Source organism: Kribbella aluminosa, from assembly GCF_017876295.1.
Taxonomy (GTDB): Bacteria; Actinomycetota; Actinomycetes; order Propionibacteriales; family Kribbellaceae; genus Kribbella; species Kribbella aluminosa.
Genome location: NZ_JAGINT010000002.1, coordinates 374,756 through 399,772 on the forward strand (window position 1 = coordinate 374,756; position 25,017 = coordinate 399,772).

Annotated in this window: 30 protein-coding genes and 2 pseudogenes; 17 read left to right on the forward strand and 15 right to left on the reverse strand. The window is 69.6% G+C overall.

The features are described from left to right. Positions 1-12: 12 nt before the first annotated feature. The gene (locus JOF29_RS23045; RefSeq protein WP_307863623.1) at positions 13-1,104 is read right to left on the reverse strand and encodes a mandelate racemase/muconate lactonizing enzyme family protein; all 1,092 of its coding nucleotides are present in this window, start codon (positions 1,102-1,104) and stop codon (positions 13-15) included. 113 nt (positions 1,105-1,217) lie between these two features. Here JOF29_RS23045 and JOF29_RS23050 point away from each other — a divergent pair, with 113 nt between their 5' ends. The 4 genes from JOF29_RS23050 to JOF29_RS23065 are packed head-to-tail and all read left to right on the forward strand — an operon-like array spanning position 1,218 to position 3,849. Beyond that, the gene (locus JOF29_RS23050; RefSeq protein ID WP_307863624.1) at positions 1,218-1,916 is read left to right on the forward strand and encodes a GntR family transcriptional regulator; all 699 of its coding nucleotides are present in this window, start codon (positions 1,218-1,220) and stop codon (positions 1,914-1,916) included. A gap of 9 nt (positions 1,917-1,925) precedes the next feature. Continuing rightward, a complete protein-coding gene (locus JOF29_RS23055; protein WP_209696562.1) occupies positions 1,926-2,789 on the forward strand; it encodes a fumarylacetoacetate hydrolase family protein in 864 nt (287 codons plus the stop codon). Positions 2,790-2,822: 33 nt separating this feature from the next. Then, a complete protein-coding gene (locus tag JOF29_RS23060; protein WP_209696563.1) occupies positions 2,823-3,437 on the forward strand; it encodes a class I SAM-dependent methyltransferase in 615 nt (204 codons plus the stop codon). Positions 3,438-3,471: 34 nt separating this feature from the next. Further along, entirely contained in the window at positions 3,472-3,849 is a 378-nt protein-coding gene (locus JOF29_RS23065) for a VOC family protein (RefSeq protein ID WP_209696564.1), read from the forward strand. Between the two features lie 30 nt (positions 3,850-3,879). On the opposite strand, the gene JOF29_RS23070 is transcribed toward JOF29_RS23065, so the two are convergent. Continuing rightward, positions 3,880-4,254, reverse strand: coding sequence for a hypothetical protein (locus tag JOF29_RS23070; RefSeq protein WP_209696565.1), 375 nt, complete (start codon positions 4,252-4,254; stop codon positions 3,880-3,882). A gap of 67 nt (positions 4,255-4,321) precedes the next feature. Further along, positions 4,322-5,470, reverse strand: a complete 1,149-nt coding sequence (locus JOF29_RS23075) for an alpha/beta hydrolase (RefSeq protein ID WP_209696566.1) — start codon at positions 5,468-5,470, stop codon at positions 4,322-4,324. A 140-nt stretch (positions 5,471-5,610) separates the two neighbouring features. Between JOF29_RS23075 and JOF29_RS23080 the strand changes: the two genes are divergently transcribed. Further along, positions 5,611-6,252 carry a LysE family translocator gene (locus tag JOF29_RS23080; RefSeq protein ID WP_209696567.1) on the forward strand — a complete coding sequence of 214 codons (642 nt, stop codon included), beginning with the start codon at positions 5,611-5,613 and terminating at the stop codon, positions 6,250-6,252. Positions 6,253-6,413: 161 nt separating this feature from the next. Here the strand turns inward: JOF29_RS23080 and JOF29_RS23085 are convergent, their stop codons facing one another. The 4 genes from JOF29_RS23085 to JOF29_RS23100 form a co-directional block, all read right to left on the reverse strand. Further along, complete coding sequence (locus JOF29_RS23085) at positions 6,414-7,769, reverse strand: MFS transporter (RefSeq protein ID WP_209696568.1); 1,356 nt, start codon at positions 7,767-7,769, stop codon at positions 6,414-6,416. A 38-nt stretch (positions 7,770-7,807) separates the two neighbouring features. Next, positions 7,808-8,173, reverse strand: a complete 366-nt coding sequence (locus JOF29_RS23090) for a DUF1304 domain-containing protein (protein WP_209696569.1) — start codon at positions 8,171-8,173, stop codon at positions 7,808-7,810. Between the two features lie 15 nt (positions 8,174-8,188). Further along, positions 8,189-9,106: a phosphotriesterase family protein gene (locus JOF29_RS23095; protein WP_209696570.1), complete on the reverse strand. Its 918-nt coding sequence runs from the start codon at positions 9,104-9,106 to the stop codon at positions 8,189-8,191. A 237-nt stretch (positions 9,107-9,343) separates the two neighbouring features. Next, positions 9,344-11,017 (reverse strand): DEAD/DEAH box helicase, encoded by a 1,674-nt coding sequence (locus JOF29_RS23100; protein WP_245359379.1) that lies wholly within the window; start codon positions 11,015-11,017, stop codon positions 9,344-9,346. 206 nt (positions 11,018-11,223) lie between these two features. Between JOF29_RS23100 and JOF29_RS23105 the strand changes: the two genes are divergently transcribed. Then, a complete protein-coding gene (locus JOF29_RS23105; protein WP_307863626.1) occupies positions 11,224-11,730 on the forward strand; it encodes a DinB family protein in 507 nt (168 codons plus the stop codon). Between the two features lie 4 nt (positions 11,731-11,734). Here JOF29_RS23105 and JOF29_RS23110 read toward each other — a convergent pair whose 3' ends face one another. The 3 genes from JOF29_RS23110 to JOF29_RS23120 are packed head-to-tail and all read right to left on the reverse strand — an operon-like array spanning position 11,735 to position 13,232. Next, positions 11,735-12,403 (reverse strand): TetR family transcriptional regulator, encoded by a 669-nt coding sequence (locus tag JOF29_RS23110; protein WP_209696571.1) that lies wholly within the window; start codon positions 12,401-12,403, stop codon positions 11,735-11,737. Next, positions 12,363-12,785, reverse strand: coding sequence for a thiol-disulfide oxidoreductase DCC family protein (locus JOF29_RS23115; RefSeq protein ID WP_209696572.1), 423 nt, complete (start codon positions 12,783-12,785; stop codon positions 12,363-12,365). Before JOF29_RS23115 ends, JOF29_RS23110 begins: the two co-directional genes overlap by 41 nt. Positions 12,786-12,797: 12 nt before the next feature. Continuing rightward, positions 12,798-13,232 (reverse strand): hypothetical protein, encoded by a 435-nt coding sequence (locus JOF29_RS23120; protein ID WP_245359381.1) that lies wholly within the window; start codon positions 13,230-13,232, stop codon positions 12,798-12,800. Positions 13,233-13,338: 106 nt separating this feature from the next. Here JOF29_RS23120 and JOF29_RS23125 point away from each other — a divergent pair, with 106 nt between their 5' ends. From JOF29_RS23125 to JOF29_RS23135, 3 genes are all read left to right on the forward strand, one after another. Beyond that, positions 13,339-14,376 (forward strand): amidohydrolase family protein, encoded by a 1,038-nt coding sequence (locus JOF29_RS23125; protein WP_209696573.1) that lies wholly within the window; start codon positions 13,339-13,341, stop codon positions 14,374-14,376. Beyond that, positions 14,373-14,732 (forward strand): YybH family protein, encoded by a 360-nt coding sequence (locus JOF29_RS23130; RefSeq protein WP_209696574.1) that lies wholly within the window; start codon positions 14,373-14,375, stop codon positions 14,730-14,732. Before JOF29_RS23125 ends, JOF29_RS23130 begins: the two co-directional genes overlap by 4 nt. A 143-nt stretch (positions 14,733-14,875) precedes the next feature. Continuing rightward, entirely contained in the window at positions 14,876-16,312 is a 1,437-nt protein-coding gene (locus tag JOF29_RS23135; protein ID WP_209696575.1) for an ankyrin repeat domain-containing protein, read from the forward strand. On the opposite strand, the gene JOF29_RS23140 is transcribed toward JOF29_RS23135, so the two are convergent. Further along, the gene (locus JOF29_RS23140) at positions 16,278-17,381 is read right to left on the reverse strand and encodes a calcium:cation antiporter (protein ID WP_209696576.1); all 1,104 of its coding nucleotides are present in this window, start codon (positions 17,379-17,381) and stop codon (positions 16,278-16,280) included. The genes JOF29_RS23135 and JOF29_RS23140 overlap by 35 nt on opposite strands. Before the next feature lie 64 nt (positions 17,382-17,445). Here JOF29_RS23140 and JOF29_RS23145 point away from each other — a divergent pair, with 64 nt between their 5' ends. Together JOF29_RS23145 and JOF29_RS23150 are read left to right on the forward strand one after the other, a co-directional pair. After that, positions 17,446-17,952 (forward strand): GNAT family N-acetyltransferase, encoded by a 507-nt coding sequence (locus tag JOF29_RS23145; RefSeq protein WP_209696577.1) that lies wholly within the window; start codon positions 17,446-17,448, stop codon positions 17,950-17,952. Beyond that, positions 17,949-18,788, forward strand: coding sequence for an SCO6745 family protein (locus tag JOF29_RS23150; RefSeq protein ID WP_209696578.1), 840 nt, complete (start codon positions 17,949-17,951; stop codon positions 18,786-18,788). Before JOF29_RS23145 ends, JOF29_RS23150 begins: the two co-directional genes overlap by 4 nt. Here JOF29_RS23150 and JOF29_RS23155 read toward each other — a convergent pair. Together JOF29_RS23155 and JOF29_RS23160 are read right to left on the reverse strand one after the other, a co-directional pair. Continuing rightward, a complete protein-coding gene (locus tag JOF29_RS23155) occupies positions 18,772-18,915 on the reverse strand; it encodes a hypothetical protein (RefSeq protein ID WP_209696579.1) in 144 nt (47 codons plus the stop codon). The genes JOF29_RS23150 and JOF29_RS23155 overlap by 17 nt on opposite strands. A 477-nt stretch (positions 18,916-19,392) precedes the next feature. Next, entirely contained in the window at positions 19,393-20,304 is a 912-nt protein-coding gene (locus JOF29_RS23160; protein ID WP_209696580.1) for a LysR family transcriptional regulator ArgP, read from the reverse strand. A gap of 73 nt (positions 20,305-20,377) precedes the next feature. On the opposite strand from JOF29_RS23160, the gene JOF29_RS23165 reads away from it, so the two are divergent. The 5 genes and pseudogenes from JOF29_RS23165 to JOF29_RS44695 all read left to right on the forward strand — a co-directional run bounded on the left by JOF29_RS23165 (position 20,378) and on the right by JOF29_RS44695 (position 22,480). Then, positions 20,378-20,974, forward strand: a complete 597-nt coding sequence (locus tag JOF29_RS23165) for a LysE/ArgO family amino acid transporter (RefSeq protein ID WP_209696581.1) — start codon at positions 20,378-20,380, stop codon at positions 20,972-20,974. Between the two features lie 186 nt (positions 20,975-21,160). Next, positions 21,161-21,579 (forward strand): annotated as a pseudogene (locus JOF29_RS23170) (Abi family protein); the annotation flags it as partial. Positions 21,580-21,645: 66 nt separating this feature from the next. After that, positions 21,646-21,897 (forward strand): Abi family protein, encoded by a 252-nt coding sequence (locus tag JOF29_RS23175; RefSeq protein ID WP_245359383.1) that lies wholly within the window; start codon positions 21,646-21,648, stop codon positions 21,895-21,897. 165 nt (positions 21,898-22,062) lie between these two features. Next, a pseudogene (locus JOF29_RS46040) lies at positions 22,063-22,263 on the forward strand (MBL fold metallo-hydrolase); the annotation flags it as partial. A gap of 85 nt (positions 22,264-22,348) precedes the next feature. Continuing rightward, positions 22,349-22,480 (forward strand): hypothetical protein, encoded by a 132-nt coding sequence (locus JOF29_RS44695; RefSeq protein ID WP_281067425.1) that lies wholly within the window; start codon positions 22,349-22,351, stop codon positions 22,478-22,480. Between the two features lie 44 nt (positions 22,481-22,524). On the opposite strand, the gene JOF29_RS23185 is transcribed toward JOF29_RS44695, so the two are convergent. Further along, positions 22,525-23,436, reverse strand: a complete 912-nt coding sequence (locus JOF29_RS23185) for an SDR family oxidoreductase (protein ID WP_209696585.1) — start codon at positions 23,434-23,436, stop codon at positions 22,525-22,527. Positions 23,437-23,482: 46 nt separating this feature from the next. Here JOF29_RS23185 and JOF29_RS23190 point away from each other — a divergent pair, with 46 nt between their 5' ends. Beyond that, on the forward strand, positions 23,483-24,160 hold the full coding sequence (locus JOF29_RS23190) for a TetR/AcrR family transcriptional regulator (RefSeq protein ID WP_209696586.1): 678 nt from the start codon (positions 23,483-23,485) through the stop codon (positions 24,158-24,160). Here JOF29_RS23190 and JOF29_RS23195 read toward each other — a convergent pair. Beyond that, positions 24,097-25,002 (reverse strand): DMT family transporter, encoded by a 906-nt coding sequence (locus JOF29_RS23195; RefSeq protein ID WP_209696587.1) that lies wholly within the window; start codon positions 25,000-25,002, stop codon positions 24,097-24,099. The genes JOF29_RS23190 and JOF29_RS23195 overlap by 64 nt on opposite strands. Positions 25,003-25,017: the final 15 nt, after the last annotated feature.

A 25,017-nucleotide genomic window follows, 5' to 3' on the forward strand; every position in this document is an offset into this window, starting at 1 on the left:
CGCCGTACCTTCTCATCCGACCCGGCGGTCGTCGATGGCGTCCTGGTTCCAGTTGATCCCGAGACCGGGTACGTCGGGGGCGACCGCGTGCCCGTCGACGATCTCCATCTCGGACGACGTGATCGCCCGCAGCTGCGGGATGTGCTCGACGTACCGGCCGTTCGGTACGGCGGCCGTGAGGCTGACGTGCAGCTCCATCAGGAAGTGCGGGCAGACCTCGAGGTTGAACGTCTCGGCCAGGTGCGCGACCTTCAGCCACGGCGTGATGCCGCCGATCCGGGCCACGTCGACCTGGATGATCCCGGCGCCGCCGGCCGCGGCGTACTCGCGGAACTGCGAGACGGAGTACAGCGACTCGCCGACCGCGATCGGGATCGACGTGGACTCCGCGAGCCGGACATGACCGGTCAGGTCGTCGGCCGGCAACGGCTCCTCGAACCAGCTCAGGTCCACGGCCTCGAAGGCAGCCGCTCGCCGGCGAGCTTCCGGGTACGTCATCGACTGGTTCGCGTCGACCATGATGTCCAGCGCCGGCCCGACCGCGTCCCGGACCGCGCGGAGCCGCTCCAGGTCCTCGTGGACGCGCGGCTTCCCGACCTTGAGCTTCACGCCCGGCCAGCCGGCCTTCTGGGACGCGAGGGCGCCGGCGACCAGCTCGTCGGTTGTCAGGTGCAACCAACCGCCCTCGGTGTCGTACAGCGGCACCTGCTGCCGGTACCCGCCGGCCAACCGCCAGAGCGGCTCGCCCGCGCGCAGACAGCGCAGGTCCCACAGTGCGGTGTCGACCGAGGCCAGCGCGAGCGAGGTGATCGCGCCCACGGTCGTCGCGTGCGTGGACCAGAAGAGATCGGACCACAAGGCCTCGACGTTGCGCGCGTCCGCGCCGACCAGCCGCGGCAGCAGGTGGTCGCGGAGCAGCGCGAGTACGGCGGTGCCGCCGGTGCCGATCGTGTACGAGTACCCGAGGCCGGTCAGCCCGTCCGCCGTCGTGAGCTGGACGAACACGGTTTCCTGTTTGAGGAACGCCTGGACGGCGTCGGTCCGAACGGTCTCGACCTCGAGGTCGACCAGGTACGCCTCTGCCCGGACGATCGCCGTACTCACAGTTTCCTCCCGAGATCCTATAGGATATTGCGATCCTGATGCTCCCGCTTCACACTGGACGCGTCAAGACGGACCGCGAGTCGGGCAGAATGGCTCTCCCGGGAGGAGCGACAGTGACTGATGCGCATGTGGGCCTGGCGGGTCAGCTCGCCCGGCTGCCCCAGCGGCAGGTGCTGAGCGACGACGTCTACGAGACCGTCAAGGGCCTGATCATGGACAGCGTGGTCGAGCCGGGCACCCGGTTGAACATCGATGCACTAACCCGTGAGCTGGGCATTTCCCAGACCCCGATCCGGGAGTCGCTGGCCCGGCTGGAGTCCGACGGCCTCGTGATCAAGGAGCCGCTGCGCGGGTACCGGGTGTCGTCGCGGCTGACCCGCGACGAGTTCGACGACCTCTTCGAGTACCGCCTGCACATCGAGCCGTGGGCGGCCGGACGGGCCGCGGAGCGGGCGGGTGACGACGACCTGGCCCGGCTCAAGGCGGAGATGCTCAGCTACACCGACGTACCGGATCGTCCGTCGTACGAGAGCTACCGGGCGATGGCGGCGCACGACCAGCGGTTCCACGACCTGGTGCTGGAGCTGTCCGGCAACGAGACCGCCCGGTTGTCCTTCCAGCGGACACACTGCCACCTGCACCTGTTCCGGCTGTACTACGGTGGCGGCATCGCGACGAAGGCGTTGCGAGAGCACAAGGCAGTGGTGACTGCCGTCCGCAAGGGCAACGCGGAGGAGGCGGCTGCGGCGATGCGATCGCACATCGAGGCCTCCCGCGGCCGGCTGCGGCCGATCTTCGACAAAGAGTCCTAGGAGACACCTGTGGAACTGCTCCGCCTGGGCGCGGTCGGTGAGGAGCGCCCGTATGTGCGCGCCGCCGACGGTACCGTTCACGATCTGACCCCGCTGACTCTTGAAACCGGTGGCGACATCGACGGAGCCTTCCTGGCCGCTGACGGCATCGCCCGGACCCGAGCCGCGCTCGACGCCGGCGACCTGCCCGCGGCCGACGTCGAGGGGCTGCGGGTCGGCGCACCGATCGCCCGCCCTGGCGCGGTGGTCTGCATCGGCATGAACTACGCGGCCCACGCGGCCGAGGGCGGCGCCGAGCCGCCGAAGCAGCCGATCGTGTTCTTCAAGCACCCGAACACCGTCGTCGGCCCGAACGACGACGTCCTCGTCCCGCGCGGCTCCGCGAAGACCGACTGGGAGGTCGAGCTCGCGGTCGTGATCGGCAAGCAGACGCGGTACGTCGAGACCGACGAAGAGGCGCTTGCCTGCGTCGCAGGGTACACGGTCTCGAACGACGTGTCCGAGCGCGCGTTCCAGATCGAGGTCTCGGGCGGGCAGTGGTCGAAGGGCAAGTGCTGCGAGACGTTCAACCCGCTCGGGCCCTCGCTGATCCCGGCCTCCGAGGTCCACGACGTGCAGAACCTGCAGCTGAGGTCCTGGGTGAACGGTGAGCCGCGGCAGGACTCCAACACGCGGGACATGATCTTCTCGGTGGCGGCGCTGATCCGCGACCTCTCGCAGTACATGGTGCTCAGCCCGGGCGACATCGTGAACACCGGTACGCCGGAGGGCGTCGCGCTGTCCGGCCGGTTCCCGTACCTGTCGCCGGGCGACACGATGGAGCTGGAGATCGAAGGGCTCGGGCGGCAGACGCAGTCGCTCGGCAAGGCCTGATTTCTGTCGGAGCGCCCGTCTAGGGTCCTTCTCGTGAACGACGTACTGGCCGAGATCAGCAGTTCGTACGACAACGTCGCCGTTTCGTACGCCGAGATGGTGCAGGACGGGGCGCCCGGGGAGGTCGAGGATCTCGACCTCCTCGCCGGTCTGCTGCCATCCCGGGGCCTGACCGTGCTGGACGTCGGGTGCGGGCCGGGGCGGGTCACGGCGGCGCTGCACGACCGCGGTCTGGCGGTGGTCGGCGTCGACGTGTCGCCGGGCATGGTCGAGGTCGCGCGCACGGCGCATCCCGAGGTGGACTTCCGCGTCGGGTCGATGACGGCGCTCGACCTGCCGGACGCGTCGGTCGGCGGGATTGTGGCGTGGTGGTCGATCATCCACCTGCCGCGCGAGCTGGTGCCGACCGCGTTCGCGGAGTTCCGCCGGGTGCTGGCACCGGGCGGGGTGCTGCTGATCGGGTTCCACGTCGGCGCCGAGTCGACGCACAAGACGTCCGGGTACGGCGGTCATCCGATGAATGTGCACGTCCATCGCTGGACCGGCGAGGCGCTCACCGAGATAGCAATCGCCGCGGGCTTCACGCCGTACGCTGCGGAGCTGCCTGATGATCGGGTGCTCTTCGCGGTAGATACGGAGAATTCCTGAGGCTCCGGCCGCGCTTCGCCCGTACTCTCTGCGCATGACTTCTCGCGTGCGGACAGTGACGTTCGATGCCCACAACCCCTACGAACTGGCCGGCTTCTGGCTCCAGGTCCTGAAGGCGGAGCGCCCCGCCGACGACCATCCCGACGACCCGTACGCCGCGGTCCCCGCCGACGGCATCACGGTCCTGTTCGAGCAGAACAACGACGAGAAGGCCGTCAAGAACCGCGCCCACCTCGACCTGGTCCCCGACACGACCCGCGACGAGGAGGTCGCCTGGCTCCTCACGCTCGGCGCCACCATCGCCCACGACCGCCGCGAACCCGACGGCACCGGCTGGGTCGTCCTCCAGGACCCCGAAGGCAACGAGTTCTGCATCCTCCGCAGCGAATCCGAACGCGCCGCCACTTCCTGATGGGCCGGCCGGCGAGCGCTTCGCGGTGACCTACCGCTCGACCTTCGGCGTCTGGCCCGTGAACGTGATCCGCCAGTCCGTCGCCCACGCGTGCACTGCCACGTCGTACCCGTCTCGGCTGGCGGCGACCCGATAGTGCCCGTTCTCCGGCGGTACGACGTCCGCACGCCACCCGCGGGCCCGCAACGCCGCCGCCGCGGCCTCCACCTCGGCCGCGGGATCCGGCGCCTGCGGATTGCCGGTCTGCACGGTCACCCGCGACACGGTGGCCGGCCCGCGCCCATCGAACAGTACGCCGGGATTCACCGGCCCTGGGTCCCCCGTGACAACCGAACGCTGATCAGGTACGACGGCCTCCGCCACCGCCACCAGTTCGCTCCGCAGGAACTCACGCTCGCCCGTCATCGCCGCCGCTCTCCCATCCCACACCGCCACGGACCGGACCCGTTCGCCTGGACCTGCTCAGCGGCCGTCATTGCCTGGGACCTTTAGCCTGTCCGCTGCCAGGTCGGAACGGGATGTTCGCCTTGACCTGAACGGCTGCCGACGCCGCGGACGCCATCGACGGGCTGGACGGAGCCACGACCCCGCCGTACGCCGCCGCGGCGGCTCCGTCCCGATCCGGCAGGCCCGTCACCTCGTTGTACACCGCCGACACGACCTGGGACGCCTTGTTCAGCGGGACTCCCCACGCGAGCTTGGTCTCCTCGCCGCGGCCGGTGTCCGTCGTCGTGATCGCATCCAGATCACCGCGGACCACCCGTCCGACGTTGCGCAGCGCCTCGCTGTTCGGCCGGTAGTACTCGTTGTGCCAGTGCACCGACACCGGGTCCTGGCCGTGCGGGTCGGCGGTCGCCATCCGGATCGCGTCCGGGAACGTCGCCGGGTCCGGCCCGTGCCACTCGGAGTACGCCACGTAGTCCCCGGGCGCACGTTCGGTGAACAGCCGGGTCGGCGGCTGGACGAAGTCGGCGGCCTCGTCGACGTACTTCTCGATCCCCGGCGACCCCGTCATCACCAGCCGCGCCGGCCGGGCGCCGCCCTTCATCACCGCCTCGGCCGCCACGTCGGTGCCGTACGAGTGCGCGACGACCGTGACGTCGGCGTCCTCGTCCTTCAACTCGTCCAGCTCGTCCAGGCACTCCGCCAACCGCGGTCCACCGTCGATCGCCGCCTCCTTGCCGGCGGCCTCCAGCAGACCCTGCGGCGAGTCGTAGTCGAACCACACCACCGCGGCGGTGTCAGGCCCGGCCTCCTGCCGGATCAGCTCGCCACGGTCCGACTGTCCGCGGAAGGTGTCCAGGCTGTTCCCCATCCCGGGGACGACGACCGCGAGGTGCTTCGCGTGCCCGAGATCGCCGAGGACCTCGATCGCGCGGCCCTTGCCCTCCGGATCGACCTTCAGGAACTGCCGCGGCCGCTCGATCTCGACGACGTTGCCGTCGGAATCGACCGCGGTGTCCTTGACCGGGACGAGCAGCTCGTTGACGGTGTCCAGCCGCTTCCGCTGGTCGGCACTCGCCGTACCGGCGTCGACCGCCGCCTGCAGGCGGTCGCGAGCGGCGACGAGCAGCTCGTGATTCGCGCGGAACCGCTCGGCCAGCTGCTCGGACACCGCCATCGTGACTCCCCGTGACGACCGGCCCCTCTGGGCGCGGGGACCGGGTCACCGCAGTCTGGCAGCCGAAGGGTCCCGCTGACCAGTGACCACCCGCCGGATACCCCCGTGCACCGCGACGCCGTCGCACTTACCCTGAGGAGATGCCGTCCGCTCATCATCTGATCGCGTTCGCGATCACCGCGTTCATCATCATCGTCGTCCCGGGGCCGAGCGTGCTGTTCATCGTCGGACGGGCGCTCGCGGTCGGGCGCCGGGAAGCCGTCCTGACAATGGTCGGCAACACCCTCGGCGCGGCGGTGATGCTGGTACTGATCGCCGCCGGGCTCGGGACGTTGATCGCGGCGAGCGCGATCGCGCTGACCGCGGTGAAGCTCGGGGGCGCGGCGTACCTCATCTATCTCGGCGTCCACGCGTTCCGGAGCCGGAAGTCGCTGGCCGAGGCGCTCGCGACCAGCGTCAAGCCGAGCAGCGGGCGGAAGACCGTGCGGCAGGGGTTCCTCGTGGGGGTGACCAACGCCAAGACCGCGGTGTTCTTCGCGGCCGTGCTGCCACAGTTCGTCGACAAGGGCGCGAGCAGCCCGGCCTGGGCGCAGATCCTGATCCTCGGCGCGATCTTCGTCCTGATCGCGCTCTGCTCGGACAGCATCTGGGCGTTCGTGGCCGGGACGGCGCGGGAGTGGTTCGCCCGCTCCCCGCGCCGCCTCGAACTCGTCGGCGGCACCGGCGGCCTGATGATCATCGGCCTCGGCGCCAGCATCGCGGTGACCGGCACTAAGGACTAGGTGGTGTCTGGCAATTCCGCGCCGTAGCGAGGAGGTGCTCGGTGCGGTAGCTCGGCGCGCGGGGGCGAAGGTCTCGATGCGGAGCATCGTGGCCTTTGCACCCGTGCGGCGAGGTGCCGTGCCGAGTGCCCCGCAGTAGGCGGGGAATTGCCAGACACCACCTAGGTACGACGTCCTGCCGGTACGCCGAGCAGGGCCAATGCTGCGGGCAGGCCGAAGGCGACCAGGTACGCCAGTACGGCGGAGTGCGGTTCCATTGCCGCGAACAACGATCCGCCGATCGCCAGGATTGTTGCTGTCGCCAACGAGTCGCTGAGCTGCGCCGCGGAGCTGTTGGCGCCCTGCTCGTCGCGCTCGGAATACTCCAGCACCAGCACCGACAGCGTCGGGAACACCGTACCCATGCCGAGCCCGGTCAGGCTCCAGCCGAGGATGCCGACCAGGATCGGCACCTGCGGACTGAGCGTCAGCGCCGCCGTGACGATCCCGAGCACGATCGCCACCATCCCGGCCTGCAGGAACACCGCGTGCGAGAACGGCTGCTTCGGCCGCCCGCGGTACCAGGACGCCGCCGACCAGCTCAGCGCGCTGATCGTCAGTACGAGACCCGCGAGCGCCGGCGACAGCCCGCGCTGCCGGGTCAGCATCAGCGGCAGGAACACCTCCGCGCCGAACCCGGCCGCGGCCACCAGCCCACGCAGCGCGATCACCGACGGCAGCCCGCGCCCGAAGCTGAACGTCCCGGACGGCAGCAGCCGCGGGCCGAACACGACGACACCGGCCAGACCGATCGCGAGCAGCACGATCTGCAGTACGCCGCGCTGCTGACCGCCGTAGTGCAGCAGCCCGACACCGACCGCCGCCGCGACCGCCCACAGCGCCCGCTTGTCCCACAGCTTGCCCGGACGTACGTCGTACACGCTCCCCCGGGCCAGCCCCGGCCGCATCACCAGCACTGCCGGGACCGCGATCGCCGGAACCGCGAGGAACACGATCCGCCAGTTGGTGTGCTCGACGATCAGGCCGGCGATCGTTGGTCCGACCAGCGACGGTACGACCCAGCCGGTCGCGAACGCGGCGAAGATCCGCGGGCGCAGGCCGGCCGGGTACAGCTGCCCCACGACGACGTACAGCGCGACCATCAACAGGCCGGAGCCGAACCCCTGGATGACCCGGCCGACGACCAGGACCTCCATCGACGGCGCCAGGCCCGCGATGATCAGCCCGGCCAGGAACCACGCCGTACCGTGCCAGAGCGGGCGCGTCGGGCCCTTCAGGTCACACCAGGTGCCGGAGACAACCATCGCGACGACGCCGGACGCGAGCGGTCCGCCGAACGCGAGCGCGTACAGGCTGAGCCCGTCGAGCGCCTGCGCCACGGTCGGCATCGCAGTCGCGACCGCCAGCGACTCGAACGCGGTCAGCGTGATCAGCGCAACCATCCCGACGGTCAGTGCGCGGTACTGCGGGGAGAGGACACCGCCGGTCTCGGTGGCCGGCTCGGAGACGGTGGTCATGCCGAGAACCATCGGTCCTCAAGTGCACTTTAAGTCAACTAGAGAAGGGCGGCGAGGACCAGCGCGACGATCGGCGGGATGGCCTGGGCTGCCGCGGCGCGGGCCATCCGGCGGTCGGAGGCGATCAGTACGAGGCCGGCGCCGGCCATGCAGGCACACGCGAAGAGCGCGATCGCGTGGCCCTTGTTGCCGCCCCAGATCAGGCCGCCGAGCGCACCGAGCGCCAGGAACAGGTTGTAGAACCCCTGGTTGAACGCCCACGGGCGCGCGGTCTCGACCTCGTTCTCCTTCACCAGGAACCGGCCGTACGTACTCGGCTTACGGAACAGCAGGCTCTCCATGGCGAACACGACCACATGGAACAGCCCCGCGACGACGACGAAGATCTGTGCGACCACGTTCATGCGGGGAACGTACCGCTACGCGCGCCAATCCGTGGCGAAGGCACGCGCTGGGTTGTCCCGGAACACGGCGTCGGCGACGTCCGCACCGAAGTACTGCGTGATCCGCGGGCGGAGGTGGGTGAGCAGGTACGGCATGCCGGGGCCTTCACCGGTGGCGGCGCGGGCACGGGCCGCGGTGGTGTCCCCGCCGAGCAGCAGGCGGTCGGCGTACCCGGCGTCGATCAACGCGCCGAGGCAGTCCATCAACCGCGGGTCGGTCGCGTTGTTGGCCCGCGACGGGCCGTCGAACGCGAGCCACGCGCCGCGACGCGCCAGGTCGAGGTGCACGCGGTGGTCCGGGAAGCGGTTGAGGTGCCCGAGGATGACGGCGGCGGGGTGGACGTCGAGTTCGTCGACGAGCAGGTCGAGTACGGCGTCGGCGGCGGAGCCGAGCTCGTGGTGGACGGCGATCGGGGCGTTGGTCGCGTGGTGGGCTTCGGCGGCGGCACGCATGACGTGGTCGGCGTGGGCGTCGAGTACGTGGAACCCGCCGGCGACCTTGATGAGGCCGGCGCGGATCTGGGTGTCGGCGATCCCGGTCGTCAGCTCCCGGACGAAGATCTCGGCAAGCTGGTCCTGCACCTTGTCGACGTACCCGTCCGGGTAGTGCTCGCGCCGGTGCAGGCCGGTCGCGGCGACAATCGCCACACCGGTCCTGCTGGAGATCCCGGGCAGGAGGTCAGCCCGCCGGTTCAACCCGTGCGGCGTCCACTGCACGATCGCCTGCCCGCCGGCATCCGCAAACGCCCGCACCTCGGCAGCCGCCGCCTCCCCGTCGTCAAGCACCTGCTCCGCGGGCAGTACAGCTGACCGAAAGAACAGGTGATCGTGCGAGTCGGTAACACCCAGCGCCCCCGGCACCAGATCATTCAAAACCGTACGAACCCGCATCATCACCCTCTCCGTCAGCCCAAACCTAACCCGCCCCAGACCACCGCCCGTCGGCCGGCTGGCCGCCGCCGCCGCCGCCGCAAGGAACGTTCGGGTGGCAACAGGCCCGCTCGGGCGTCAGCGGGCTGAATGTGTCAGGGGTTGACCCCTGAGTTGGTGGGTTGCACGCCTTCATGCCACGTGCCTACCCACCGGCTCAGGGGTCACCCCTGAGCCGGTGGGACGGCGGCGTCGGCCGGGTTAGGCGGCCTGCTGGCCGGTCGCGCGGCGGCGTCGGTTGCCTCGGCGGCGGTTGGGGCGTCCGGGGCCGGCGGTTTCAGGGCGGCCGTTGTCGGCTGGGCCGGTGGTTGGGCGGCCGGTCTCGGCTCGGGGTGCTCCGGCGCGGGCGGCTCCACCGTTGGCTGCGGAGCGGTTGGCGCCGGAGCGGGACGTGCCGGCGCTGTTGGCACCGCCGCGGTTGGCGCCACTCCGGTTGGCGCCGGAGCGCCTGGACGACGAGCGGCCGGTGGAGGGCTGGTTGGTGGGGGTTTCCTTGAGGGAGGGGGTGACGTACGTGCGGTCGCCCGGAGCCAGTTCCGTGAGGAGGGGGTGGCCTGGGTCGAGTTTTGTGGTGGTTGGGGTGATGCCGGCCTTGCGGGTCAGGTCGCGGACGTCGCGGACCTGGTCGTCGGTCATCAGCGTGACGACGGTGCCCTCGGCGCCGGCCCGCGCCGTACGCCCGGAGCGGTGCAGGTAGGCCTTGTGTTCGACCGGCGGGTCGGCGTGGATGACCAGTGTGACGCCGTCGACGTGGATCCCGCGAGCCGCGATATCCGTCGCGACCAGCGTCCGCGCCGTACCGTCCGAGAACGCCTCCAGGTTCCGCGTCCGGGCGCCCTGCGACAGGTTCCCGTGCAGCTCGACCGCGGGCACGCCCTGGGCGATCAGCTTCTTCGTCAGCGCCTTCGCGCCGTACTTCGTCCTGGTGAACACGAGCGAACGACCGGGCGCGGCCGTCAGATCGACCAGCACCGGCAGCCGCGAGTCCGGCCGCACGTGCAACACGTGGTGCGTCATCTTCGCGACCGGCGATCGCGCCGAGTCGACGCTGTGCGTGACCGGATCGGTCATGAAACGCCGGACCAGAACGTCGACCCCGGCATCCAGCGTCGCCGAGAACAGCAACCGCTGAGCGGTGGCCGGAGTCAGGTCGAGGATCCGCCGTACGGCGGGCAGGAAGCCGAGGTCCGCCATGTGGTCGGCCTCGTCGAGCACGGTGATCTCCACTGCGCCGAGCTTCGCGTGCCCGGCTTGGACGTGGTCCTCCAGCCGGCCCGGGCAGGCGACGACGATGTCGGCGCCCTTCCGCAGGCCGGTGATCTGCGGGCCGTGGCCGACGCCGCCGAAGATCGTCATCGAGCGCAGCCCGAGCTTGTCGGCGAGCGGCGTGATCGACGCCTGGATCTGGGTCGCGAGCTCACGGGTCGGCGCGAGGACCAGCGCGCGCGGCTGGTTCGGCCGGCGCTTGGTGCCGCTCGCGGCGAGCCTGGCCAGCACCGGCAGCACGAACGCGTACGTCTTGCCGGATCCGGTCCGGCCGCGGCCGAGAACATCCTTGCCGGCCAGCGAATCCGGCAGCGTCGCCGCCTGGATCGGGAACGGCGTGCTGACACCGGCCGTCGCCAGCGCGGCGACCAGCGACTCGGGTACGCCGAGCTCCGCGAACGTACGGTTGTCAACGGCAACCGTCTCGACGACGTCGTCGCCGAGCGTCCCGAGATCGTTGCTTTCAGCAACCTCGGGGCCGGCCGTGGCGGACTGCCGGGAGCGGCGCCGACGGCGCGGTCGCGGGTCACCCGCCGCGGCGGCGGGCTTGCGGTTCTGGGGGGTGGATTGGTTGTGCGTGGTGGTAGACGTGGGGCGGCGGGCCGCCATAGAAGTACTCCAAAAGTTCGGGGGTCGTCCTGCCCGGCGCGGCCGGTTGGGCCGCGGCGCGTGGTGGTCGACTGCTGGCGCAGGGTAATTGCGCTCACCGGCCCGAGGCAGAACTGGGCGGGCCGTCACAGACAGTCTACGGCACCGATGGGTGTGGCTGGTCGAATTGTCCCCAGGATGCTCGTCACACGGGTTACCTTCTGCTGGTGACCGAGTTCCGGGTGGATCCGCCCACCGCTGCCGACGAGCGAACGCTCCTGCAGGGTTTCCTCGACTACCACCGCGGCACCCTCCGGTGGAAGGTCTCCGGCCTGAGCGGCGACCAGCTGGTACGCCGTACGGCCGACCCGTCGAGCATGTCGCTGATCGGACTGGTCCGGCATCTCGGCGAGGTCGAGCAGTACTGGTTCCACCGCGCGCTCGCCGGCCACGACTCGCCTCCGAAGTACTGGACCGCCGAGCACCCCGACGGCGACTTCGACCTGGTGACGCCCGAGCAGGCCGAGCGGGACCTCGCCGACTACCGCGCCATCGTCCGCCGCTCCGACGAACTCGCCGCGAACTACTCCCTCGACGACACCTTCCACCGCCCCGGCCACGACGAGCCGTACTCCGTCCGCTACCTCTACATCCACCTGATCGAGGAGTACTCCCGCCACAACGGCCACGCCGACCTCCTCCGCGAACGCCTCGACGGCGAGACGGGCGAGTAGTGCGCTACGGCTTGATCGAGTGGATCAGGCTGACGACGTCCTTGGTGACGCCGCGGACGCCGGGGATGCGGGTCAGGCGGAGCAGCCGATCCAGCAGCGGTACGGCGCGGTCGATCAGCGTGCGGGTACGCCGTACGTCCTCGGACTGGTCGTGCACCCAGAACAGCACGATCCCCATCTGGAAGAGCCACAGCAGCTCGGGCAGCTCGGACCTCAGGTCGGGCGGGAGCTTCAGGTCCGAGCCGTCCACGACCCGACGGAAGATCTCCACGCTCGCGTCCCGCGCCGGACGTGACTCCTCGCTGAACGGCGACAGCGGGCTCCGCGGATCGGCCGCCGTCTTGAAGAACGTGCCGGCGAACTCGTGGTACGGCGCGGCCACCTCCAGCCAGGCCCGCAGTACGCCGGTCATCCGCGGTACGAACGCCTGCTCCGTTGCGAGCACCGGCTCGACGGCGGCGCGGTGCTGGTCCTGGAGCAGGTCGTAGTACGCCTGCATCAGGTGGTCCTTGGAACCGTAGTAGTAGTACGCGTTCCCGACCGAAACGCCCGCCTCGTTGGCGATCGCGCGCATCGTCGTCTTCCCGTACCCCTGGTCCCGGAACAACCGCAACGCCGTCGTCAGGATCAGCTCACGCGTCTGCTCGCCCTTCGCGGTCGCACCGTCCGTCACACCCGTCAGCGTAATCACCTCCCGTCAACTGCCGCAGCCCAGCCGCTGCCTGCACCATCGCCCGCGCCACCGGCCGCATCGCCGGACTCGCGAGCAGTACCGCGGTATGCCTGTGCTCCCCCGTTGCCCACAGGCATACGATCCACGCGCGGTCGCCGACGTACACCGACCCGTCGTCCGCGATCACCGTGATGTCGCGCAAGGTCGCCGCGTGGTTGAGCGCGGGGTAGCGCGCCCGCGCGTTCGCCGACCCTGCCGCGACGAACCGCAGGCGCACCACCCCGCCGTACCCGTCCGACGCCGGTTTCTGCCCGGCCAGCCAGTTCTTGAACCGGCGGCAGAGCGGACATCCGGCGTCGTACAGCACTGTCAGTTCACGCACGGCCGGCGGCCTTCAGTACCCGTACCGCGCGGCGTGCTCGGTCATCGTCACCGGTGCGACGGTGTCGTTCGGCGGCACCGGCGGGCGGGTCATCGTGTCGAGCCTGCTGCGGTTGCGGATCTTGTTGAAGATCCACACGTTCGTCAGGTGCACCACGCCGAGCACCAGCATCACGATCCCGAGCTTCACGCTGAGCTGCTCGAAGATCCCGCTGGCGTTCGCTACCGGCGTACCGCTGCGCAGGAACAGCGTCACGAACCCGAGGTTGAGCAGGTAGAACCCGACCACCAGCAGCCGGTTCACCGCGTCCGCGATGTCCTCGTTCCCGTCGAACACGTCGACCAGGAAGATCCGCCCGTACCGGCTCAGCGTCCGGGCCACCCAGATCGTCAACGGCACCGCGATCAGCAGGTAGAGCAGGTACGTCGTGACTGTCAGATCCATCATCCACCCCACTTCTTGAACACGTTCAAATCCTGTCGTTCCTGACCGTACGCCGATCTTTTGAACATGTTCAAGTCGGCCTGAACGTGATCTAGGGCACGATGGGGGTATGACGACTTGGGTCTTCGAAGGAACCGTCCTCCCCGCTGGGGGCACCGCCCGCCTGACGTTCGGCCAGGACCCCACCGGCGAGCAGCTGCCCGGCCGGTACGCCGTACCGGGTCTGGTCGACTCGCACTGCCACCTGACCTTCGACGCCACCCCGGACGGACCGGTGCTGCGCGGCGAGGACTTCGCGGCCGAGCGGCTCGCGGAGCTGGCCGGTGCCGGGGTCAGCGCGCTTCGGGACGTCGGCGGCAACCGCGACGTCACGCTGCGGCTCGCGCGGGACGCGGACGACGGCCGCCCGCTGGTGCTCGCCGCCGGGCGCTTCCTCGCCCCGGCCGGTCAGTACTTCCCGCGGGCGTACGAGCCGGTCGCTCCGGAGGACCTGCTGGCCGCGGTCGAGGCCGAGATCGCCGACGGTGCGACCTGGCTCAAGCTCGTCGGCGACTTCCCGGATGTCGGCCCGGACGGCCCGATCCGGGGCAGCAAGACCCGCCCGACCTACGACCTCGAGCTGGTCGCGGCGATGGTCGAGCTGGCGCACTCCCGGAACGCCCGAGTCGCAGCCCACGTCGACACCGACCACGTGACGGGCCTGATCCAGGCCGGCATCGACTCGGTCGAACACGGTACGGCGCTGACCGAGCAGGACCTCGAGGCGCTCGGCGCACGCGGCGGCGCGTGGACCCCGACGCTGTCTGCCTCGGTCAGCCCGCGCCCGGACGAGACGCCCGAACGCCGGGCCCGTCGCGAGGAACGGTCGGCGTACCTCGCGTCGGTCCTCCCGCTGGCCGAGCGGTACGGCGTCCACGTGCTGACCGGATCCGACGTGGTCGGCACGGTCGCCGCCGAGATCGACATGCTCGTCAAGCACGGGCTGACGGTCGAGCAGGCCATCACCGCGGCGTCGACCGGCGCGCAGGACTTCCTCGGGCTGAGCGGCACCGGCAACCTAGTCACGTACGACGCGGACCCGCGCGAGCACCCCGACGTACTGGCGCGACCGGCAGCGGTCGTCCTCAACGGCCGACGGATCGCGTGAAGGAGAAGGACCTCGACCGCTGGGTGCAGAAGTACCGGAAGGCGTGGGAGAGCAACGATCCGAAGGACATCGCCGCGCTCTGGACCGCGGACGCCGCCTGGTACCGACGCCCGGACGAGCCGCCGGTGGTCGGCCAGGAGGCGATCGTCGACGCCTGGATCGACCTCGCGGACGCGCCGGGCGAGACGACGTTCGAGTACGAGGTGCTGGGGTTCGGTGACGGCGTGGCGTTCGTCCGCGGCTGGACGACGTACCTGACGAATCCGCCGGGCGAGTTCAGCAACCTGTGGGTGATCCGGATGGACAAGGACCGCGCGCACGAGTTCACCGAGTGGTGGATGGAGAAGTCGCGGTGAGCTACTCTCGGTCGTAGGCGCTCAGGGTGCCACCGGTCCGCGGGAAGGGCTCAGCCCACCTGAGATGCTTTTGTTCGAGTATGGATTGACCTCCTTTCTCGCCTGACGACGCGGACAGCAGGCTCGTAGAGAGGAGGTCGGCGATGCCGACCCGGAATCTTCCGAACGACCCGCATGTCGATCACCTGCGCGGCCAGGCGAAGGCCCTGCTCAAAAGCGTGGGCGCGGGTGACCCCTCAGCCGTCGCACTGGCCGACGAGTTCCACCCCGTACGAACGCTCGCGGACGCGCAACTCGTGATCGCTCGCAGCTACGGCTTCCCCAGCTGGCCGCGGATCGTCCGGCACCTGGAGCTGGTCGACCGCTACAGCCGCTCGCCGCACCAGCAGTCCGTCGGAGGACCGCTGGACACCCCGGAGCACCGTGCCGACGAGTTCCTCCGGCTCGCGACCCTGCACTACGGGGAGGACGATCCGGCCCGGCAACGATCCGCGCGCGAGCTCCTGGAGCGCTTCCCGGAGATTGCCCAGAGCAACATCTACACCCAGGTCGTGGCCGGCGACCTGGACGGGATCGACTTCACTCAGGCGAGTACCGAGGGTGGACCGTACCGCTGGGAGCCCCTGCTCTACCTCACGTACAGCCGCCTCGAGGCACCGCACCAGGTGGAGATCGCCCGCAGGCTGCTGGAGAACGGCGCCGACCCGAACGCCGGTTACCTCTGGCAGGGCATGCCGTCGCCGTTCACCGCACTCACCGGCGTGTTCGGCCGCGGCGAGGGCGACCAGCCGCCGCACCGCGATCGGGTCGAGCTGGCGCGGCTGCTGCTCGACGCGGGCGCCGACCCCAACGACAGCCAGACGATGTACAACTGCGGTCCCGGTTGTCCCCCGCCGTACGACGACGTACACCTGGAGCTGCTGCTGGAGTACGGGCTCGGCCGTGGTGACGGCGGGCCGTGGCACGAGCGGATGACGACCGCGCATCCGACCCCGCGGCAGCTGCTCGAGGACGAGCTGGTGTTCGCGTCGATGGCCGGCCTGTTGCATCGCGCCGAACTGGTACTTGCCCAAGGCACCGATCCGGAGGGCACCGGCACCCGGCACCCGGGGTTCAGCGGCGAACGCCCGTACGAGCTCGCCGCGGTCCAGGGCCATACGGAGATCGCCGAGCTGCTCCGCGCGCGGGGTGCGGAGCCGTTGGACGAGATCCACCAGGTGTACGCCGCCGCGATGCGCGGTGAGTTTCCGAACGTCGACGCCGCGCTGGCGGCCGGCGCGGTCGCGCGCAACCGGCACCTTCCGGTCCGGGCGGCCGAGGTCGGGCGCGCCGAGGCGATGGAACCGCTGCAGCGACTCGGGTACGACCTGAACCAGATCTCGCGCGGCTCCGCGCCGATCCACCGTGCCGCGCTCAACGGCCACCTGGACACGGTCCGGAGGCTGGTCGAGCTCGGGGCCGACCCGGAGTTGCACGACCCCAACTACCACGGGAACGCGTTGAGTTGGGCGGAACACAACCACCAGGACGCGGTGGTCGCCTACCTCAGGGGCTTACCGCAAGGAACAGGAACGCGCTGAACACCGCGAGGTGAACGGCGCCCTGCAACAGCGTGGCGCGGCCGGTCGACAGCGTGATGATGGCGGTCACGACGGTCAGCGCGAACAGCACCATCTCCTTGCCGTCGAGCCCGAGGACGAGCGGACCGCTCAGCCAGATCGAGGCGACCGCGATCGCGGGGATGGTCAGGCCGATACTGGCCAGCGCCGAGCCGAGCGCCAGGTTGAGGCTGGTCTGGAGACGGTTGCGCAGCGCGGCCCGCACTGCCGCGATCGTCTCCGGCAGCAGCACCAGCAGCGCGATCACCACACCGACGACGGACAGCGGCAGGCCGGCCGACTGGACGGCGTGCTCGAGGTTCGGCGAGACGGTCTTCGCGAGGCCGACCACCGACACCAGACAGACGAACAGCAGACCGAGGCTGAGCAGTGCGGTCGCTCCGCTCGGCGCGTCGGCGTGATGGTCCTCGTCCTCGTCGACGTCGCCGTTCGCGCCGACCGGGAGGAAGTAGTCGCGGTGCCGGATCGTCTGGATGAACACGAACACGCCGTACAGCACCAGCGACGTGACACCGGCGAACGCGAGCTGCGCGGCACTGAACCGCGGTCCCTCCGCACTCGTGGTGAACGTCGGCAGCACGAGGCTCAACGTGACCAGCGCGGTCATCACGGTCAGAGCGGAGTACGACGCCTGCACCCGGAACGTCTGCACGCGGTGCCGCAGCGAGCCGACGACCAGCGCCAGGCCGAGGATTCCGTTGCAGGTGATCATCACCGCGGCGAACACGGTGTCCCGGGCGAGCGACGCGGCCTTGTCGCCGCCGGACGCCATCAGCGTCACGATCAGCGCGACCTCGATGACGGTCACCGCGAGCGCCAGGATCAACGTGCCGAACGGCTCCCCGACCTTGTGCGCGACGACCTCGGCATGGTGGACGGCCGCGAACACGGCGGCACCGAGACCGATACAGACCAGGAGCAGCAGCACGGTGCCCAGGTCCCGGTGCCAGGAGGCCACGAGGTCCAGGAAGGCGAGCGCGGGCACGACGAGGGTCCAACGTGGCAGCCCTTGGGTCACGGATCTACTCATCCCCAGCAAGCCTAGCCGCAATCCGCTTGGCTTCCGGTGAACGGCGGGTGATGCTTCTCCCACTATGTCTGTGGAAATCAGGAACGCGACCGCCGACGACTGGCCGGCCATCTGGCCGTTCTTCCACGAGATCGTCAGCGCGCGGGAGACCTACACGTACGACCCGGCGCTCACCGAGGAACAGGCGCGGGCGCTCTGGATGTCGCCGTCCAGCTCGCCGGTGGCGCGGACGACGGTCGCGGTCGATGCCGACGGCACCGTTCTCGGGAGCGCCAACATGTACCCGAACCGGCCCGGTCCCGGTGCGCATGTGGCCAGTGCGAGCTTCATGGTGGACGGGAAGGCGCGCGGTCGCGGTGTCGGGCGTGCGCTCGGCGAGGACATGATCGCGTGGGCCGGGCGGACCGGGTTCCGCTCGATCCAGTTCAACGCAGTCGTCGAGACCAACGAACCCGCCGTACACCTCTGGCAGGCCCTCGGCTTCCGGATCGCCGGCACCGTCCCGGAAACCTTCGACCACCCGAAGCTCGGGTACGTCGGTCTACATGTCATGTACCGTCCCTTGCCATGAATCGCGCTCGCCGGATGTGGAAGGCGCTCGAGCCGTTCCACGCGATCACGTACTTCGCCCCGGAGACGCGGCGGGCGACCGCTGCGCTCGGGCTCAAGGGCGGTTGGATGAGCTACTTCGGCTGTCGCGCGGCGCCGCTCGGCGCGGTCGGTCCGGAGTTCGTGGCGGCGGTGTTCTACAACTTCCACCCGGCGATGGTCGCGCGGTCACTCCCGGACGCGTGGAGCTACGCCACGCCGGAGCAGCTCCTCGCGGTGCGGCTGACGGCAGTGGACAACGCCGTACGACGGTTGTTCCCGGACGCGACGTTCGACCGGGCGGCCGAGGTCGCGCGGCGGGCGGCGGAGCTGGCGCCGGTCGCGGGGCGGCCGATCGCCGCGGCGAATGCATCGTTGGAATGGCCAACGGAGCCGGCGCTGGTGCTCTGGCAGGCGACCACGATCCTGCGGGAGTCACGCGGCGACGGGCATATCGCGGCACTGGTCGCGGCCGGGCTCAGTCCGTGTCAGGCGCTGGTCACGATCTCCGCGGCCGGCGGTCCGGACAAGGAGGTCTTCCAGGCGAACCGGCGGTGGAGCGACGAGGAGTGGGCGGAGGCGTCCGAGGATCTTCGGACGCGCGGGCTGCTGGACGCGGCCGGGGCTCTCACGGACACCGGGCGGGCGTTGCGCGAGCAGGTCGAGGAGACGACGGACGCGCTGGCGGATCAGGGGTGGCGGGCGCTCGGGGACGAGTCGGCCGTCGAGTTGCACGACCTGGTGCATCCGCTCAGCGCCGTACTGATGGCCGACGGGCTGATCCCCGCCGACAACCCGATGGCTATGCGCTGGGACTGACCCGATCGGCCTGCACCCGTAGCGCCTGCGCCAACTGCTCACCGGTCGGCGCACTCGCCGGGTCGAACATGCTCTGCGCCACCACCCCGAGCAACATCGCCTGCAACAACCGCCCGATCGCCTGCACCTCCTCCGAGGCCGGCCCGCCTCCACCCCACCGAACATCTCCGCCAGCCCTTCCCGGGCCTGCCCCTGCATCTTCAGCAGGTCCGCAACCAGCTCAGGCATGCTCCCGCCCAAACTGAGCACCTCGAACTGCGCACTCCACAGCGGCCCCTGCAGATTGTCGACAATCTGCGCCCAGGTCTCCCAAACCGCTCATGAGGCCCCACCCCCGCCCCGGACTTCTACTTGGACTCGATCAGCCAGATCGAGCTCGACAACTACTCCCGCGGCCGGATCGCGCTATAGCGGCGGCGATCATGCCCAGGCGTTCGCGGAGTACGACGTACGGATGAAGGGTTTCGTCGCGGTGTGTCAGCAGCAGGCGGTGGACGGGGCGCGCTGGTTCATCCGGCGACGAAGTGGTTCACGCGGGTCCGCGACCTGTCGTACCGGATGATGCCGTACCTGCCGTGGCGGAACCTGATCCGGGAGATGTCGCTCAAGGTCGGGAACGCGATTGACCTGTCACCGTTCGCAGGCCGGCCTCGGCAGCCCGCCGTACCGCGTCCGTGAGCGCGTCGAGGATGCCGGACTCGAGCTTCCAGTGCTGCCAGTACAGCGGTACGTCGATGTACTTGCCCGGGGCAACTTCGACCATCCGCCCGGCGGCCAGCTCGGGTCCGGCCAACTGGTCCTCGATCATGCCCCAGCCGAGCCCGATCCGGACCGCCTCGTGGAACGGCGCGGACGCCGGGATCGCGTGCGCCGGCGGGTCCAGCTTCCGCCGGGTGACCTTGCGGAGCAGCCGGTGCTGCAGGACGTCCTTCTCGTTGAAGATCACCATCGGCGCCTCGGCAAGGGCCTCGGGCAACGGTTTGCCGGCCAGCCAGCGTTCGGCGTACTCCGGGGTCGCGAGCGGGAGGTACCGCATCTTTCCCAGCGGTACGACGCGGCAGCCCTGCACCGGGCGCGGGTCGGCGGTGACCGCGGCGAGGACCGTACCGTTGCGCAGGTACTCCGCCGAGTGCTCCTCGTCCTCCTGGTGCACAAGGAACCGGGCGTCGTGGGTCCGGGACAGGTCGAGCATCGCAGGCAGGAACCAGTTGTTCAGCGAGTCCGCGTTCACCGCGATCGGGATCCGCTGCGTGTCGACCGTGCCGCGGACGGCGGCGATCGCCTCGAGCTCGAGCAATGCGACCTGGCGCGCGAGCCGGAGCAGCGCCTCCCCCGCCGCGGTCGCCCGGGCCGGCTTGCCGCGCATCACGACGACCTGACCGAGCCGGCTCTCCAGCGCCTTGATCCGCTGGCTGATCGCCGACGGCGTGACGCTCAGCCGGCGCGCGGCCGCGTCGAAGCTGCCCTCGTCGAGGACCGCCACGAACGTCTCGAGTTGCACCGAGTCGAACTGCATGATGAAGCAATCCTAATGGTGCTTCAGAATCTTTAGCTGGTTTGAAGGCGGTCCACTGCTTACCGTCGGAGACATGCCCCTCCTGGCCGGATTCGTCACGTCGTTGTCGCTGATCGTCGCGATCGGCGCCCAGAACGCCTTCGTCCTCCGCCAGGGCCTACGCCGCGAACACGTACTCCCGGTCGTGCTGACCTGCGCACTCTCCGACGCACTGCTGATCTCCAGCGGGATCCTCGGCCTCGGCGCCCTCCTCACCCGCAGCCAACTCGCCTTGGACATCGCGAAGTTCGGCGGCGCCGCGTTCCTCTACACGTACGCATTCCTGGCCGCGAAACGAGCCTTCCACCCCGGAGCCATCACCCTCGCCGACCACGCCCCCGCCGCCCTCCACAGCGTCGTACTGGCCTGCCTGGGCTTCACGTACCTCAACCCGCACGTCTACTTGGACACCGTCGTACTCCTAGGCTCCCTGGCCAACCAACGAGGAACCAACGACCGTTGGCTCTACGGCCTCGGCGCCGTCACCGCCAGCTTCCTCTGGTTCTTCGCCCTGGGCTTCTTCTCCCGCAAACTAACCCCCTTCTTCACCCGCCCCCGAGCCTGGCAACTCCTGGACACCGCCATAGCCCTCCTCATGACCACCCTGGCCACCTGGATGCTCCTCGCCTGATATCCACAGGCCATGAATCCAGGTGGTAACGACCCGCGTGCCCGGATATCATGTACACAGCAAGACCAGCCCCTCTGCCCACTCGGGCACGGGCTGGTCGTCTTTTCCGGGGGATTTCCAGTGACTTCCTACTCCAAGCCACACCTGTCCTTCGATGACCAAGTCCAGCTGCTGAAGAGCAGAGGCATGGTGATCGACGACCCTGCCGCCGCAGCCGAGCTGCTCAGCGTCATCGGCTACTACCGGTTGAGCGGCTACTGGTACCCGTACCGTCGCCAGCCCGGACCGAGGCAGCGTGACGATCAGTTCGTCGCGGGTACCAACTTCAAGACGGTCGTCCGGCTGTACGACGCCGACCGCCGGCTCAAGCTGCACGTTCTGGACGCGATCGAACGGGTCGAGATCGCGCTCCGGGTGATGATCGGCTTCACCTTGGGCAAGCGCGGTGCCTACGCTCATCTGGATCGAACGAACCTCGACGGGCAGTTCACCCAGGCCGCCGCCGGGCGCCGCAGCAAGTACGACGAGTGGATCGCCAAACTACAGGACGGTCAGCGCCGGTCCTCAGAGGACTTCGTGGTGCACTTCCAGACGAAGTACGACGGCCGCTGCGGGTCTTGAACTACGTACGCAACATCTGTGCCCATCACTCGCGCCTGTGGAATCGGCACATGGTCAACAAGATCGGCTCCCGGCAGCTGGCAACCATCCCGGAGCTGCATCACCTGAGTCTTCCCGGGGCAACTCACCACCGGATCTACTCGACGCTGTGCGTCCTGGCGTTCCTGCTGAACCGGATCGGCCAAGACGACTGGGATTCGGAAGTACGCGAGTTGATAACCGTCGAGCTGTCAGCCTGTGGGCGGAGTTTGTCGGAGATGGGGTTTCCGGCGGGGTGGGAGCAGTGCTGGCCGTGGACGTGACGGTGTTGTGTGATGCGGTGGCGGTGTTTCCTGAGGGGGTTTCGGGGACCCTGGCTGGTTGGGGGTTGGAGCAGGCTGGGTGGAGTGCGGGTGGGCGGGAATGTTCGTGGGGGTGGGTGGTTGATGCATTTTCATGGTTATCTGGTGGTGGCGGACTCCGGTGTGATGTTGGTGGATGCGGGGGTTGGGCCGGCGGGTGGGGAGGCGGCTGAGTGGTTGGGGGTGAGTGGGCGGTTGCGGGGGTTGTTGGGGCAGGTCGGGGTGGGGGTTGAGGATGTGGATGCGGTCGTGTTGACGCATGTGCATCTGGATCATGTGGGGTGGGCGTCGGACGGGGTGCGGGCGGGGTTTCCGCGGGCGGAGTATGTCGTGCAGCGGGATGAGTTGGAGCATGTCCGGGGCGGGGTGACGTACGAGCGGCGGATCCGGCCGATCGAGGAGGCTGGGGGAGGTGCTGGCGTTGGCGGCCACGATGGGGATCCCGATCGCGGCCGCGCATCCGCATGCTGCCCTGTCGTCCACGGCCGAGCCAGTCGTCTCCGCAGGCACCGGCGACGAGGTCTGCCCGCCGTACAGGCTCTAGCCCCCGCGGCACCGGATTGGCGGTAGTCGCCTGCGGGCACCGGCTTAGCGGTAGCCCGTCGTGTTGGCGGGTTTGCCGGCGTGTTCTACCTCGACGATGTAGCGCCAGGCGTCGGGGCGGCTGCCGTCCAGGTCGGTGAAGTCGTAGAGCTGGGCGAGTTCGCCGCTCGACGTGGACTTGCCGTTCCAGCGGCGTACGTCGGGGTCGGCCGCGAGTGCCGCCACCGCGCGGCCGACGTACGACGGGCTCTCGGAGATCGCGAAGTGCGGGACCTGTTCGGTCGCGTCCTGCCAGTTTTCCTCGCGGACGCCGAATCCTTCGAGCATCGCCTCGGAGCGCAACCACCCGGGCGTCAGCAGCACGGCGGTCGCGTCGTACTTGTCCAGCTCGTGCGCCAGCGCGAACGCGATCCGCCCGACCGCACCCTTCGCCAGGTCGTAGAAGAACGACACCCGATAGGTCTCCGCGTTGTACTCGGCGGTGCCGTCGGTCATCTCGATCACCAACCCGCCAGGTGACCTGATCAGCAGCGGCAACGCGTAATGCGCGGTGATCACATGCGTGTTGATGCCCAGCTCGAGCAATCGGAGCCCTCCGGCGAGGTCGCTCTCCCAGACGGTGTTGTCCCACTCGGGCTCCCCGTGCTGCCCCCAGATGTCGTTCACGAGGATGTGCAGCGCGCCCTGCTCGCGCTCGATCCGCTCGACCAGCGCACGCACCTGCGCCGGATCCAGATGATCCACCGGTACGGCGATGCCGCGCCCGCCGGCCTTGTCGACGAGCTCCGCGGTGTCCTCGATCGTCTCCGGGCGGTCCATCTCCGATCGTCGCGCCCGCGTGCTGCGACCGGTCACGTACACGGTCGCACCGGCCGCGCCGAGCTCGACCGCGATCCCGCGCCCGGCCGCTCGGGTCGCCCCGGCGACCAGCGCCACCTTCCCCGTCAACGGCTGCATCCGTCCTCCTTATCCATACAACGTATGATTATGTATCATACGGCGTATGGTTAACGTCGGCAAGCGTTCCGGACGGCCACGGGCAGGGGAGGAGCGCCTGAGCCGGCTCGCGATCCTGACCGCGGCGCTGCGGATCGTCGACGACGAGGGCATCGACGCGCTGACGATGCGCCGGCTCGCGGCGACGCTGCACGTCAACCCGATGTCGCTGTACCACCACCTGCCGAACAAGGCCGCCGTGCTGGCCGGCCTCGCGGAGCTGGTCTTCGCCGAGCTGGAGCTACCCGACCCGGGTCCCGCGGTGCCGTGGGACGAGCAGTTGAAGGACGCCGCCCGGGCGTACCGGAACGGGCTGCGCGCACACCCGAACCTCGCGCTCCAGGTCCTGTCCGACACCTCCGCCGTCTCGAGCGTCGTGGTGGTGACGATGGAGCCGTTCTACCGCGCGCTCGACCGCGCCGGCCTCGCGCCGCGGCAGATCTTCGAGGCCGCGAACACCCTGGTCGACTTCATCCACGGCTTCACGCTCGGCGAGACGTCCGTACAGGCAGACACCTTCGAGCTCGCCCCCGATCTGCTCGCGCGGGTCCGCGACCTGCCACCCGAGAAGGCGCCGACGCTGACCCGAATCGTCGCCGAGCTCGGCCCGGAGGGACTCGCCTACGACTTCGACAGCGGCTTCGAGTCGGGCCTTTCCACCCTGGTTGCCGGCCTCGCCCGGTAACGCGAGATCGCGACCCCGACCAGGCAGAGCCCGCCACCGGCGTACGCGAGCGGCGCCGGGCTCTCACCCAGCAGCAGCCACCCGAGGAAGATCGCGAGCGGCGGCACCAGGTACGTCGTGGCGCCCATCCGGCCCGCGGTCGTCCGCGCCAACGCATAAGCCCAAGTGGTAAAGGCGATCGCGGTCGGGAACGCGCCGAGGAACACCACCCACCACAGGGTCGACGGCCGTACCTCCCGGACCAACGCCGGCCCGAACGGCAGACACGCAATCGCGCCGATCACGCACGACAACCACGTGACCTCCAACGCGGGGAGGCGCGCGAGCAGCGGCTTCTGCGACACGACGCCGATCGCGTACGCCGCCGCGGCGATCAGACACAGCACCACGCCCCATGTCACGGCGCTCCCGTGCGACGACGACACCCCGATCAACACCACACCACCGAACGCGACCAGACTCCCGATCACCAACCGCCGCGGGAATCCCTCGTGCAGAAACAGACCTGCCAGCAAGGCGATCAGCAGCGGCCCGATGTTGACCAGCATCGCGGTCGTCCCCGCGTCGAGGTGCCGCTCCGCTTCGTTCAGCGCGAGGTTGTAGACCCCGAACCACAGCAACCCGCACGCCAGCAGCAACTTCCAGTCCGCCCGCTCAGGCCAACGCCGCGGTCGTATGAACACGAAGATCCCGAGCACCACGCTGCCCACCAGCAACCGGCCGAGCGACAACGCACCCGCCGAGATGTCCGCGCCGACATGCCGGATCGCGACGAACGCCGACGCCCACAACACAACCGTCACCGCGGCCGCACCGGCTGCGAGCGCACTCTGTTTCCTCATGGTCATAGAACGTTT

What these genes read in the sequence shown, in the direction of transcription:
- JOF29_RS23150 (WP_209696578.1), top strand. Translation starts at nt 17,949, where the DNA reads ATGAATCGCGCTCGCCGGATGTGGAAGGCGCTCGAGCCGTTCCACGCG.
- JOF29_RS23095 (WP_209696570.1), bottom strand. Translation starts at nt 9,106, where the DNA reads ATGATGCGGGTTCGTACGGTTTTGAATGATCTGGTGCCGGGGGCGCTG.
- JOF29_RS23125 (WP_209696573.1), top strand. Translation starts at nt 13,339, where the DNA reads ATGACGACTTGGGTCTTCGAAGGAACCGTCCTCCCCGCTGGGGGCACC.
- JOF29_RS23120 (WP_245359381.1), bottom strand. Translation starts at nt 13,232, where the DNA reads ATGATGGATCTGACAGTCACGACGTACCTGCTCTACCTGCTGATCGCG.
- JOF29_RS23190 (WP_209696586.1), top strand. Translation starts at nt 23,483, where the DNA reads ATGGTTAACGTCGGCAAGCGTTCCGGACGGCCACGGGCAGGGGAGGAG.
- JOF29_RS23100 (WP_245359379.1), bottom strand. Translation starts at nt 11,017, where the DNA reads ATGGCGGCCCGCCGCCCCACGTCTACCACCACGCACAACCAATCCACC.
- JOF29_RS23165 (WP_209696581.1), top strand. Translation starts at nt 20,378, where the DNA reads ATGCCCCTCCTGGCCGGATTCGTCACGTCGTTGTCGCTGATCGTCGCG.
- JOF29_RS23080 (WP_209696567.1), top strand. Translation starts at nt 5,611, where the DNA reads ATGCCGTCCGCTCATCATCTGATCGCGTTCGCGATCACCGCGTTCATC.
- JOF29_RS23065 (WP_209696564.1), top strand. Translation starts at nt 3,472, where the DNA reads ATGACTTCTCGCGTGCGGACAGTGACGTTCGATGCCCACAACCCCTAC.
- JOF29_RS23145 (WP_209696577.1), top strand. Translation starts at nt 17,446, where the DNA reads ATGTCTGTGGAAATCAGGAACGCGACCGCCGACGACTGGCCGGCCATC.
- JOF29_RS23070 (WP_209696565.1), bottom strand. Translation starts at nt 4,254, where the DNA reads ATGACGGGCGAGCGTGAGTTCCTGCGGAGCGAACTGGTGGCGGTGGCG.
- JOF29_RS23085 (WP_209696568.1), bottom strand. Translation starts at nt 7,769, where the DNA reads ATGACCACCGTCTCCGAGCCGGCCACCGAGACCGGCGGTGTCCTCTCC.
- JOF29_RS23135 (WP_209696575.1), top strand. Translation starts at nt 14,876, where the DNA reads ATGCCGACCCGGAATCTTCCGAACGACCCGCATGTCGATCACCTGCGC.
- JOF29_RS23075 (WP_209696566.1), bottom strand. Translation starts at nt 5,470, where the DNA reads ATGGCGGTGTCCGAGCAGCTGGCCGAGCGGTTCCGCGCGAATCACGAG.
- JOF29_RS23185 (WP_209696585.1), bottom strand. Translation starts at nt 23,436, where the DNA reads ATGCAGCCGTTGACGGGGAAGGTGGCGCTGGTCGCCGGGGCGACCCGA.
- JOF29_RS23160 (WP_209696580.1), bottom strand. Translation starts at nt 20,304, where the DNA reads ATGCAGTTCGACTCGGTGCAACTCGAGACGTTCGTGGCGGTCCTCGAC.
- JOF29_RS23195 (WP_209696587.1), bottom strand. Translation starts at nt 25,002, where the DNA reads ATGAGGAAACAGAGTGCGCTCGCAGCCGGTGCGGCCGCGGTGACGGTT.
- JOF29_RS23140 (WP_209696576.1), bottom strand. Translation starts at nt 17,381, where the DNA reads ATGAGTAGATCCGTGACCCAAGGGCTGCCACGTTGGACCCTCGTCGTG.
- JOF29_RS23175 (WP_245359383.1), top strand. Translation starts at nt 21,646, where the DNA reads ATGGTCAACAAGATCGGCTCCCGGCAGCTGGCAACCATCCCGGAGCTG.
- JOF29_RS23090 (WP_209696569.1), bottom strand. Translation starts at nt 8,173, where the DNA reads ATGAACGTGGTCGCACAGATCTTCGTCGTCGTCGCGGGGCTGTTCCAT.